A 12441-nucleotide genomic window follows, 5' to 3' on the forward strand; every position below is an offset into this window, starting at 1 on the left:
ACCTTATCACTAGGTTAACAGATACTAATTACTTCAGTCTGAAATCAGGCGAGGCAGAGCAGCATATGGATATCACCAACATTATCGAGCCCGAGATCATCTGCTTAGATTTACAAGCAGACTCAAAACAGGCGGTATTTGAAGAGCTTGTTGAACTGCTCGACCGTGCCGGTAAGCTCTCCAATAAACGTGAATTCCTTGATGATATCTGGAAGCGTGAAGCCATCGGTAATACAGGCTTTGACGATGGCATCGCCATTCCACACGCGAAAAGTGCTGCCGTAGCTAAACCTGCGGTGGCGGTAGGTATCAGCCGTTCTGGCATCGATTATGGCGCAGACGGCGGCGAGCTGTCGGATGTGTTCTTTATGCTCGCTTCACCAGACAACAACGACGACCACCATATCGAGGTACTGGCTCAGATTTCGACCAGGCTTATCGAAGATGGCTTTGTTACAAAATTAAAGGCGGTGGAGTCTGTCGAGGAAGCTCAAGAGCTGTTTCTTGAAGCCAATTCAGAATCGTTCGATAGCTACGCATCTAGCCATCATGAAGTGTATGTCGAACCACTAAGCCCTTGGGCACAATCTCTCAATAGACTCAAAGAACACCTGTTATATGGCACTTCGCACATGATCCCATTCGTGGTTGCGGGCGGTGTGTTGTTGTCTTTGTCGGTGATGATGTCGGGTCACGGCGCAGTACCAGAGAGTGGCGTTCTGGCTGACATCGCACAGATGGGTATCGCGGGTTTGACTTTGTTTACTGCGGTGCTCGGTGGTTACATCGCGTATTCAATGGCCGACAAACCGGGTTTAGCACCGGGCATGATTGGTTCTTGGGTCGCGGTCAATCAATACAACACCGGATTTCTCGGTGCGATTGTGGTCGGCTTCTTCGCGGGCTTTGTGGTTAATCTACTCAAGAAGATCAAGCTCCCAGACAGCATGATCTCGCTGAGCTCTATCTTCATCTATCCACTAGTCGGTACCTTTGTCACCTGTGGGGCTGTGATGTGGGTGATTGGTTCTCCTATTGCCCAAGTGATGCTAGAGATGAACCAAATGCTCACTGGCATGGCCGGATCAGGAAAAGTGGTGTTGGGTAGCATTTTGGGTGCGATGACGGCCTTTGATATGGGCGGCCCGATCAACAAAGTAGCCACGCTGTTTGCTCAAACGCAGGTGAATACTCAGCCATGGTTGATGGGCGGTGTCGGGATAGCAATTTGTACACCACCACTAGGCATGGCACTGGCGACTTTCTTATCGCCGAAGAAGTTTAAGCGAGACGAGCGTGAAGCGGGTAAAGCTGCAGGCATTATGGGAATGATCGGCATCAGTGAAGGCGCGATCCCATTTGCAGCTGCTGATCCTGCGCGGGTTCTGCCTGCGGTTGTTGCTGGTGGCATTGTCGGTAACGTGGTTGGCTTTATGTTCCATGTAGTGAACCATGCTCCATGGGGCGGCTGGATAGTATTGCCAGTGGTTGATGGCAAGATTGGCTATATCGTCGGCACACTAGCTGGAGCTCTAACAACAGCTCTTATCGTGATTCTTCTGAAGAAGAACGTGGTCGAAGGCGAAGCGAATTCTAATCAGTTTACGGGTGGTTCGGTAACGGAAGAAGGGAAAGCGGATGTACTTGCAATCACTTCCTGTCCATCGGGTGTTGCCCACACTTTCCTGGCTGCTAAGTCTCTGGAAAAAGCGGCGTATCATCTTGGGGTTCGGATTAAAGTCGAAACACAAGGTGCCAACGGAATAGGTAATCGCATTACCCAGAAAGACATTGAAAGGGCGAGGTTGGTGATCTTTGCTCACGATGTGGCGATTAAAGAAGTTGAACGCTTTGCGAACGTGAAAACCTTGGATGTCAGTACTAAGGAAGCAATGCTTAATGCTCAGGCGTTGATCATGAGAAAGGTGTAACTCTTTAAACCGCAAAGTTTATCATCTATAAAGTTAACTAGATCAAAACTAAAAAGACTCCGCTCAGACCTGTTAAGGCGAAAGTGGAGTCTTTTTGTATTGTGCCCAATCAGTCAGGTCAAACGCTAAAAAGGGTGGTACTTAAATACGTCTTCAACCATTGAGTTGAGTAAATCGATATCGTCACAGGTTTTGGCGTAGGTACGCAGGCCTGCGATTTGAACCTGAACATGACGAGCAAGCTGAGTCGGTTCACGCTCTTTGCTTATCTCACCCAATTCTTGTGATTCTGCGATCAGCTTAGCGAACTCACCTTCCATGATTTTGAGTGATTTCTTTGCTTCTTCTAATAATTCGGCGTGTTCATCAGTCAGTTCTGCTACCGTTTTTGCCAGCATACACATGCCATTTGGCGAACTTTGTTTTGATTCGACAACCGCACGTTTGACGAAGCTTTCGAGCGCTTTGATTGGAGAGTCTGTTTCACTGCGGAAGCGGTTCAGATTCAGGATGCCAAGTTCGGTATAGCGAGCAAGCGTTTCTTTAAACAGACCTTCTTTGCTGCCAAACGTAGCGTAGATGCTGCCCGGACGCATATCAATCACGTCTTGCAGGTTACGCATAGAAGTCGCATGAAAGCCCTTTTCCCAATACAGGTTCGTTGCTTTATCTACTACGTCTTGTCTATCGAACTTAGCGGTCTTAGCCATAACATCTACTTCATTAATCTGAACATATGTTCAATATTTTATGCTGAACGCCCGTTCTAGTAAAGGTGTGTTTAGCTGCTTTGCGCAGGCTTAGAACATCAAAGAGTTAATAAAACATCCCGATCATCAGGAAATCATCTTAATCATCAATAACTTCTACGGTCTTGTGCTGAGCGCCGTATTAGGTGCCTTCATCGATGGTGTACATCAATGTTGCTTCGCACTCTGGACAATCGAATTCCTCATTGGGTTCAATAGCCGCTTCTTCTACCCATTCCCAACCGATATGTTCTTCGCAAGCGGGACAATCCATACAATATCTCTCAGTTGTTGTCGCATATTTATTGCGAATATCTACTTTGATAATTCGGCATTATACATATTTAGTTAACGAGGAATAGACAGTTAATCAGCGCAGAATAGGGAGTTGATTAGTTGTGAATCAATCGCTGGTGAGCGTTGAATCTATAGTTAGTTCTGAATATATCGTTTTCTCTGAGCACATAATTGGTGCAGGCCTACCCCTTTTGGGTAGTTAAAGTGTGTCAGATTTCAGTCGCTTACGTCAATAAAATGTTGTCGCATGTGTTTTGGGTATCGTTAGGTCGCTTAGCTAACAGTTTTATCGGTAAATCAATGAATTTTGTAAGGTTAAATGTTACCTTCATCGCATCGCGATCTGTGTGGCACGGTAATTGATGCACATTGATCAAGTTGAATAATTATACAGTCACAATTGAGGCGCATCTTATTAAGGGTGTGCGAGTTAGATGACTGAAAAGATTTGTTAGCTGCTAGGGAAATGATAATGAAATTAACCGATATGTCTTTTAAGCAAAAAATCATCGCTTTGCTTATTTTACCGATCTTGGGATTTCTATGGCTTAGCGTTTCTGCGATTTCAAAAGGCGTAGAAACCACCAGTGAATTGTCTTCATTAAACCAACTTACCCGTTTGTCGGTTGTGTACAGTGAACTTGTGCATGAGTTACAAAAAGAGCGTGGAATGACGGCTGGGTTTATCGGCTCACAGGGCACTAAGTTTGTCAGTGAACTACGTGCACAAAGAGCCAGTGCAGATAATAGACGTAATCTGAAAACTGAATACTGGCAATCTGCTGAAATCGATTTACCGCAGATCACTCGGCTGAACACTGAAATAAGCCAAAGCCTAAATCAAATTACTTCTATTCGAAATCGAGTGGATTCTCAATCGATTCCTCTGTCTGAAGCTTTGGGTTACTACACCAAACTGAATGCAAAGCTGCTGAGCGTATCGGCGTTAATTGCTGAGCTTAGCTCTGATGCTGCCATCACCACTGAAACCATCGCTTACTACAACTTTTTACAAGGTAAAGAGCGAGCGGGTATCGAGCGTGCTGTCCTAAATAATACCTTCTCTAAAAATGAATTTGGCCCAGGCATGTTGGTTAAATTCATCTCTTTGGTGACTGAGCAAAATACCTATTTCTCAAACTTTGAGGTATTGAGTAACCCAGATAACGTTCGTTTCTTTGAACAGCAATTGAATGATCGTTCGGTGGCAGAAGTAGAAAAGCTTCGTGGTTTGGCTGAATCTAAGATGAGCGGTTTTGATGTTGATCCTGTGTACTGGTTCTCGCAATCTACCGCTCGTATTGTTCAGCTAAAGAAAACAGAAAACCGCCTAGCAGAGTCGCTTATCGCACTGACAGAGAAAAAAATGTCAGAGGCGCAGTCTGCGATGATGATGAGTATTGGTCTGTTTGCTTTGATAACCTTGTTCGCGACCTTCGTGAGCTATAAGGCGATCAGCGACCTGACGATGAGAGTAAAAGATCTTACAGTGATGTTGTCTAAGGTTCGTAATGACAACGACTTAACAGTTCGCGCTAAGTACGTTGGTAACAGCGAACTTGGACAGATCTCTTCTGCACTCAACGAAACCCTAGAGAAGTTTTCAAACGTTATCGACAACCTGTCTCAGTCGAGTCTGACTTTAGCTTCAGCTGCTGAAGAAACCTCGCAAACTTGTCACTACAACTCGAACACGCTAGTTCAACAACAAGACCAAATAGGCTTAGTTGCGACTGCGACAGAAGAGTTATCAGCAACGGTAAATGAAGTGGCCGCTAAAACTCAGCAGACAGCAAGCTCCGCTAAACTGGTCGATGAGCAGTCGCAAGAAGGTTTGAGTACGGTTCAAAACTCTTACCACTCTATCGAAAAACTGGCTTCTGAAATTAATGACCTAGCGGAAAAAATCACGCATCTACACGAGAGCAGCAATAGCATTAACAGTGTGATTGATGTGATTAAGTCGGTAGCAGAACAAACCAACCTACTGGCATTGAACGCGGCAATTGAAGCGGCACGAGCGGGTGAGCAAGGCCGTGGATTCGCGGTAGTGGCTGATGAAGTTCGCACGCTAGCACAACGTACTCAGCAATCGACAGCTGAAATTGAAGGCTTTATCAGCTCGCTACAGTCTGATGTTCAAACGGCGTTTAATGTGATTGATAACAGCCAGAAGATGTCGTCTAAAGCGGTTGAGGATTCAAAAGAGGTGGAACACACCTTACAAGGTATCTCAGCATCGGTGAGCGAGATCTTTAGCATGACTGAGCAGATCGCAACCGCTACCGAAGAGCAAGCGGTAGTGACTCAAGATATTGCTCAAAACGTCATGGCAGTAGAGCAGAAGTCGACAGAATCTACGACAGGTGCAACGCAAATAGCTGCAACAGCCAAAGAACAAGCTCAGTTAGCAGCTTCATTGAAAGATATTGCGAGTACGTTTAAGAGCTAACTAGCAAGCACTCAATAAGAAGTAAAATGCCCGTTAGTCTCTACTTTTAATAGCAGGACTAACGGGCTATTTGTATCTGCTGTCTTCTAAATGGCAACAGATAGTCCATTCAATGGGGATCTACCCCATAAACCAAGACACGAAAATCAACGCACCAAAACCAAATGTCGCCATTAATGCCGTGTCGCCACCGGCTGCTGTGTAGCTGCCTTCGGTTTGTAGGTGAGGGAAGTCAGGTCTGCGAACCTTAACTACCATTGCGAGTGGGCCCCAGATAGCTAGGAACACCAGCACCATACCTGCATAGTCCAGCATGCTTACAAACTGGCTAGCGAACAGCTCAGCTAATACCAAAGGTAAGATGAAGGTTAGCGCATAAGCCAACGCTTTGTTGTTGGTCACCGCATCTTTGTTTTGGTCGTAAAGCGCCATCGACACGCCGAGGAAAGAAGTCACCAAGGCTAGAGCAGAGAACAGAGCGATCACCACTTTCAACCAAGCAGATTGGCCGCTGAACGCAGAGATCAACTCAGAGATATTGTGGAACTGGCTGATCGCGTCTGTGCCGAGGTTGCCGATAATCGCGAATAACCAAGTCAGGTAGCAAATTAATGGAATCACTGAGCCAAGCAGAATCATATTGCGGATCTGCTTTTGAGTCGCTTCACGGTTGTAGATCACCAGTGATGGGATCACCACCATAGAGGCAAAGCTGGTAAAGATAACCGCGCTGTATTGCACCACATCATTGGCTGTGTATTGGCTGGTTTGAGTAAGGTAATCAAGGCGAATGTTGCTAAACAACGACGCGATAACGATAAACAGCATCACGACCATCAAGATGAATAGCCCGCGATTCAGTTTGTCGATATAAGACTTGCCCGAGACGACGATAGCACCCATCAATAGGCTGAAAATGGTATACGCAACGGATGCTGATACATCGACACCAACGTCGAGCAGTAGCTTATGAATGATGTCACCGACACCCAAGATATAAGCGATCAACATGCATACTAGCAACAGGTAAAAGAGTGCATTGATAAAGTGTTTACCTTTGCTGCCCAGAGTGAGGTAAGCAACACTGCTCATGCCACTGTTGTCTTTAGTTTTAGTGCATGCTTCTGCCAGGAGGAGTGCAGAGTATGTGGTGCCGATAAAGATAAGTAGCATCAGCACTGAGCTGATCATGAAGCCAAATTGGGCCAACACCATGGGAATAGCAAGCATGCCAGCCCCTAATGCAGTTCCTGACAGAATCAAAGAACTGCCGAATAATTTCATATTCAAGAAAAACAACCTCAAGCGATCCAATTAAATTTTGTTTGGATTGTAAATAATTGTTTCCAAGACTAACAAAATACTCAGTAAAGTTAGGGGTTAATTTCTAATAAATTTTGAATTTTTCTAAAAAATTTAAGCAGGAATTTCTGGTGTATATGTGTGGTTGATTTAAGTATTCACTCGGTGAGTTTATTTATCGTTTAGTTAACGTTCGTCCATTATTGAATGATTTAGAAATTGGCAAAATTCAGTTAAAAAGAAGTATGTTTATGAGCTAATTGTTTTCAATTCATCAAGTTTAATACTTCTCCTTTCCTGAATCCCGTTCAGGCAATGTCGATGACTAACCGTTCTATGGGTAAAAGACACGCTCAGATCGCTTTATCAATTTGAAGGTAAATAGGTAAAGAACGAGAAAAGTGTCGAAAATTCTGTTGACCTGACTACAACTTCATAGTTTATCTTTACTACTGAAATGAGGGAGAAGTGGATGTATCGCATATCTGAATTAGCGGAGCTCGTTGGCCTGAGCCGTTCAACGCTTTTGTACTATGGAAAGTTGGGTTTGATAGAAGCTCAACGCACCAATAATGGTTATCGAAGTTATTCCGAACGCGACTTGCAGCGTGTGAAATTGTTGCAGCAGTTACAAGCGGGTGGACTGACGTTGAAAGAGTGTCAGGCGTGTTTGGATGCCAAGGTTGACCGCTCCTTGTTACAAAACCGACTCGAACAATTGGACGAAGAGATCGCTCAGAAACAGCGTTCGAGAGATCTTTTATCGGCCTTGTTAGGCGAGAGTGGTTTGCAAGATTGGCATGAATCGATGGACAAGGTGGCGCCTGATGCGCATCTCGATTGGCTCATTAAGCAAGGCTTTGATGAGAAGCAAGCACTGCGACTGAAATGGCTTTCAAAAGACATGAACGATCATGACCAGTACATGGCGGATTTTGAGGTGATCTTTGAGGGTTTACAGCGTTTAGGGCCAGGAACAGCGGAAGATACTTTAGCGGCGTTGGTACACGTTTCGGTTTCTCCTAAACGTGTGCTTGAGATCGGTTGTGGTAAAGGTATTGCCACCTCTGTGTTAGCGAAAGCCTTAGTAGAACATCAAGTGGATGTGCAAATAACGGCGGTAGATAATGATCAACCGAGTTTAGATGTTCTGACTCAGCAAGCACAGGTTCTTGGCTTAGAAAGCAACGTCAAAACCGTATGCGCGAGCATGATGGATCTGCCGTTTGAAGCTAAGTCGTTTGACCTAATTTGGTCGGAAGGCAGCGCTTACATCATGGGTGTTGAAAAGGCGCTAAAGCAGTGGCGAAATTTACTCAGTGATGACGGCATATTGGTCGTTAATGATTTGGTGTGGAATACCGAACAACCTAACGAATCGAGCAAAGCGTTCTGGCAAAAAGAGTATCCAGACATGACGACGGTATCCGAGCGAATTAAACAGGCACAAGCTGCGGGTTATGAAGTCTTGGAGCACTTTGCACTGAGCGATGCTGGTTGGCTTGCGTATTACCAGCCCTTTCAAAAGCGAGTAGAAGCGCTTAAAGCAACGATGCCGAACTCAAAAGCGCTCGTAGATTGCGACAATGAAGTTAAACAATTTTTCGATAGCAACACATCAAAGAACGGCTTGGATCAACAGCCTTCGAAAGGTTCTGAACAACGTGATTTTGATTATCAGTTCTTTGTGCTCAAGAAATTAAAGTAAGTGAGTAACACCATAAAATTTAGACAATATAATTCAAGCGAAATCGAAACGATCACTCAAGTTTTCACTCAAACCTTTACGGATTCAGAAGGCGAGAACGAAGGTAAAACCGTGGGTATGCTTGCCAACGACCTTTTAACGACTACAGCCCCGACAGAGCTACTTTGCTTTGTCGCTGAAGACGATTCTAGTGAGTCGGATGCGGATAGCACGATTGTGGGTGCGATTATCTTTACGCCGCTTTCATTTGATGATGAAACCAAGGCATATTTGCTTTCGCCAGTGGCGGTGAGCACTCAGATGCAAAAGCGTGGTATTGGTCAGCGCCTGATTAACTTCGGTTTGCAGTTTCTAAAAGAGCAGGGTATTGAGCTTGCAGTGACGTACGGTGATCCTGACTACTATTCAAAAGTGGGCTTTGGGCAAATTACCGTTGAGCAGGTCCCAGCGCCCTTTGAATTGAGTTTCCCTCACGGTTGGTTGGCTCAATCGTTAACTGGTGGTGAAATCAAAGTAACAAGTGGCAAGTCGAGTTGTGTTAAAGACTTGGCCCACGCAGAGTATTGGTAGCCGCTTGCAAAAAAAATTGAGAAAAAGAGAAAGCCCATCAGGTGTTTGCCTGTTGGGCTTTCTTGTTATGAACGAAGACATTCTTCTGGCTTCAATGTATAAATTGAACAACTGTTCAAAATAACACTTGAACGATCGTTCTTGTTTGATCTATATTGTTTTTACACCAACGGAGAACATTCATTAATTGCTCCGTGATTGAATAACTTTAGAACCGAAAATTGATAGGGATAGAGCAATGAGCAACTTCAAAATTCACTCAGTAGAATCCGCGCCAGAGCAAAGCCAACCTATTCTTGAGGGCGCTAAAAAGCAGATGGGCAGAGTGCCGGGCTTGTTTGGTGTGTTGGCTGAATCTCCAAACACACTTAAGGCTTACACTCAGCTTCATCAGGCGTTTAGTGACTCATCTTTCGATGCTGAAGAGCTAACGGTTGTTTGGCAAACCATCAACGTTGAACACGAATGCCACTACTGCGTTCCTGCACACACTGGCATTGCACATTCAATGAAGGTTGATCCTGCAATCACCGAAGCACTGCGTAATCGCACAGATTTACCCACTGAAAAGCTGCAAGCCCTGCATGATTTTACGCTGAGCATGGTACGTAACCGCGGCAATGTGCCTGAAAGTGAAATGGCAGCATTTTTCGAAGCGGGCTACGGTCAGCAACAAGTGCTAGAAGTGATTCTTGGCCTGTCTCAGAAAGTGATCAGTAATTACGTAAACCACGTTGCTAAAACGCCAGTCGACAAAGTTTTTGAACAGTTCGCTTGGCAAGGGTAATCGTATTTAACTAACCATCGTATTTAAGCAACTCAAGATATGATAATGATGAAAGCCCCATTCAGTTGAATGGGGCTTTGTTGTTTTGGTCTAAATGGTAATTAGAAAGGTAACCTAACGCACGTGCTTAGCGATTATTTTCGCTAGTGTCACAACCCCTTCTTTCCACTCTTTGCTCTCTTCAATGTTGGCAACAGTAAAGCGCAAGCAGTGTTTATATTGGTCGTTGGTGCCAAATACTGTTCCGGGTAAAATCCCCAACTTATGCTTTAAACAGTCTTGATAGACTGCGTAGCTATCGACCGATTCAGGCAGTGTTATCCAGTTTAAAAAAGAGCCTTCCGGTTTTGATAGGTGGTATTGCCCGACAAGGTGTGGGTGGCTATCTAGTGCTTGTATTAACAGGCTTTGGAATTGCTTTTGGTTGGTTTGGTAGAGCCGTTTCATTTTGGATAAGTGGCTGCGATATTTACCGGTAGTGAGGAATTGCCCTACCGCGGATTGCATCAGGTTTGAGCTGCCCATGTTGTCGCATAAAAGGTACTTTTCGACCAAAGGTTGGTAGCGCCCAGACAGTAACCAACCGATTCGCAAGCGTGAGTCTAATGTTTTAGACAGTGAGTTGACGTAGATGACTCTATCTTGATCATCAAGCTCTTTGAGGCTAGCGATTGGTGTATCGAATGCCAAGCTACCGAACACATCGTCTTCGATAATTGGCAAAGATCCGGTGATCTCCAGTAATGCTTTTCGATTCGCCAATGGCATCCGTGAACCGGTTGGATTAGTAAAGTTTGGCGTTAGCAGTAAGGTTTTCACTTCCCATTTGTCCAACGCACTCTGTAGGGATGGTATATCAATACCGTGGCTAACGCTGCTTGGGATTTCAAGGGCTTGCAATCCAAGTGATTCAAGTAAAAGTAGATTACCGAAATAACAGGGCGACTCGACCGCCACGATGTCGCCGGGCTTGGTGAGCGCACGCAAAGCTAGACTGATCGCCTGTTGAGCACCATGAGTAATTGCAATCTCTTTCGAGCCCGCAGGCACACCAAGATCATGAGTGATCTTTAACAATTGCTTTACTAATTGCTCGTCGCCGGGGGGTAGTTGGTAATAACCGGGAAGCTGAGTTTGTAATCGACTGTGACGGCCAATCTCGGCATACAAGCTACGAATCGCAGGATTGTTGATGTTCGGGTGCGCGGAGCCTGCCAACAGTTTCAGGCGACCTTTTGGACGAGAGAGTACCGATTTGGTGACAGACAACAGATCGACTTTTTGAGGTTGGCTTGATGCATCCCAGCTGGTGGTGTTCGGTGCTTTTACGCGATAGCCAGATTTAGGTACTGAATATACCCAGCCTGTCGCTTCCAGTTCTTGGTAGGCGCGAATCACGGTGTTCTTGCTCACGCCAAGCTGTTCGCTTAGTTGACGGATTGAGGGAAGACGATCGTCTGGATGAAAGAGTCCTTTATCGATCTGAGCCTTAATATGTTGTTCGGTAGCAAGGTATTTATTGCCGCTGAGTTCTGCTTCCACGTGTTTCTCCCTCGTTGCACACTCTCAATCTGTAACCATTTAAAGTGTTATATCTGTATCTTTATTAGTTATCTGTACCCAACTAAGGTAACAGCATTGATGAAGAGTTGACCAGAGGTTTGTAATGCTGATTAAAATGATTCCGTTTGTGTTTGTAATATTGTGGTCGTCAGGTTTTGTCGGCGCACGTCTTGGTGTTGAATATGCCGAACCCGCAACATTACTTTCATTGAGGATGGTAGCCAACGTGGCGCTGTTCTTGGTTTTGATTGCAATCCTTAAGCGTCGTATTCCTCGTGGTCGAGCATTCTTCCACGCAAGTGTGGTTGGCATCTTGATTCATGGTTTCTATCTTGGTGGCACCTATCTGGCGATTGATATAGGTATGCCCGCCGGGTTGAGTTCTCTACTTGTTGGCTTACAACCGATTCTTACCGCATTGATTATGATCAGCTGTACTTCGCAGCGTTTTAATTTTGCACAGTGGTTGGGGTTAGCGCTTGGTTTTGCGGGTATTAGTTTGGTGTTGATGGGCAATATTGAATGGCAGTCAGACGACCAAAAAGGCTTGGCAACGTTATTGTGTTTGGTTTCTTTGGTGGGTATTACCTGCGGCACTTTGTATCAGAAGCGCTTCTGTCAGGGGACAGATATGGTCGGCGGTGCGATGGTGCAATATTTGGCTTCTGCCGCGTTGTTTCTGCCGTTCGCAATGCGTTACGAAACTATGCAAGTAAACTGGACGATAGAATTCACGTTGACTCTAATTTGGCTGGTGGTCGTTCTGTCTTGTGTTGCCATCCTATTGTTGCTTTACATGGTAGAGCACGGTGCATCTTCAAGTGTGGCTTCGGTCTTTTACTTGGTGCCACCGACGACAGCAATCCAAGCGTGGCTTATTTTCGGTGAGTCGTTCGACATGTATGGCGCGATGGGCTTTGCCTTGTCGGCAGCTGCAGTTTATTTGGTGGTGAGGAAGCCAGAATGGATTAAGGTTCGCAGACGAACAGTGTTACAGCGGTAGTTTGTATACCAAAACTCACTCTACTTAAAGTCGATGACTAGAAACCAAAAAGAGCCTGACAATGAAGTGACCCCGTAAA

10 protein-coding genes are annotated in these 12441 nt (G+C 45.2%); 6 read left to right on the top strand and 4 right to left on the bottom strand.

Annotated elements, in window-relative coordinates; translation table 11 throughout:
* Positions 1–65 precede the first annotated feature (65 nt).
* Positions 66–1931, top strand: a complete 1866-nt coding sequence (locus AB4351_RS18630) for a fructose-specific PTS transporter subunit EIIC (protein ID WP_372126823.1) — start codon at positions 66–68, stop codon at positions 1929–1931.
* A gap of 125 nt (positions 1932–2056) precedes the next feature.
* Here the strand turns inward: AB4351_RS18630 and AB4351_RS18635 are convergent, their stop codons facing one another.
* The gene (locus tag AB4351_RS18635; protein ID WP_017064940.1) at positions 2057–2641 is read right to left on the bottom strand and encodes a TetR/AcrR family transcriptional regulator; all 585 of its coding nucleotides are present in this window, start codon (positions 2639–2641) and stop codon (positions 2057–2059) included.
* 181 nt (positions 2642–2822) lie between these two features.
* Complete coding sequence (locus AB4351_RS18640) at positions 2823–2954, bottom strand: hypothetical protein (protein ID WP_372126825.1); 132 nt, start codon at positions 2952–2954, stop codon at positions 2823–2825.
* 495 nt (positions 2955–3449) lie between these two features.
* Between AB4351_RS18640 and AB4351_RS18645 the strand changes: the two genes are divergently transcribed.
* Entirely contained in the window at positions 3450–5429 is a 1980-nt protein-coding gene (locus AB4351_RS18645) for a methyl-accepting chemotaxis protein (RefSeq protein WP_372126827.1), read from the top strand.
* Between the two features lie 120 nt (positions 5430–5549).
* Here the strand turns inward: AB4351_RS18645 and AB4351_RS18650 are convergent, their stop codons facing one another.
* Entirely contained in the window at positions 5550–6713 is a 1164-nt protein-coding gene (locus tag AB4351_RS18650; RefSeq protein WP_017061663.1) for an amino acid permease, read from the bottom strand.
* Positions 6714–7203: 490 nt separating this feature from the next.
* Between AB4351_RS18650 and AB4351_RS18655 the strand changes: the two genes are divergently transcribed.
* From AB4351_RS18655 to AB4351_RS18665, 3 genes are all read left to right on the top strand, one after another.
* Entirely contained in the window at positions 7204–8439 is a 1236-nt protein-coding gene (locus tag AB4351_RS18655; protein ID WP_372073834.1) for a MerR family transcriptional regulator, read from the top strand.
* Positions 8440–9009: a GNAT family N-acetyltransferase gene (locus AB4351_RS18660; protein ID WP_372126829.1), complete on the top strand. Its 570-nt coding sequence runs from the start codon at positions 8440–8442 to the stop codon at positions 9007–9009. It abuts the gene before it with no gap.
* Between the two features lie 238 nt (positions 9010–9247).
* Entirely contained in the window at positions 9248–9796 is a 549-nt protein-coding gene (locus tag AB4351_RS18665; protein ID WP_017069794.1) for a carboxymuconolactone decarboxylase family protein, read from the top strand.
* Positions 9797–9910: 114 nt separating this feature from the next.
* On the opposite strand, the gene AB4351_RS18670 is transcribed toward AB4351_RS18665, so the two are convergent.
* The gene (locus AB4351_RS18670; RefSeq protein ID WP_171732861.1) at positions 9911–11338 is read right to left on the bottom strand and encodes an aminotransferase class I/II-fold pyridoxal phosphate-dependent enzyme; all 1428 of its coding nucleotides are present in this window, start codon (positions 11336–11338) and stop codon (positions 9911–9913) included.
* A 124-nt stretch (positions 11339–11462) separates the two neighbouring features.
* Here AB4351_RS18670 and AB4351_RS18675 point away from each other — a divergent pair, with 124 nt between their 5' ends.
* Positions 11463–12362 (top strand): DMT family transporter, encoded by a 900-nt coding sequence (locus tag AB4351_RS18675; protein WP_372126831.1) that lies wholly within the window; start codon positions 11463–11465, stop codon positions 12360–12362.
* Positions 12363–12441 lie beyond the last annotated feature (79 nt).

It is taken from the genome of Vibrio sp. 10N.261.51.F11 (assembly GCF_041471665.1).
In the GTDB taxonomy this organism is placed as follows: Bacteria; Pseudomonadota; Gammaproteobacteria; order Enterobacterales; family Vibrionaceae; genus Vibrio; species Vibrio crassostreae_C.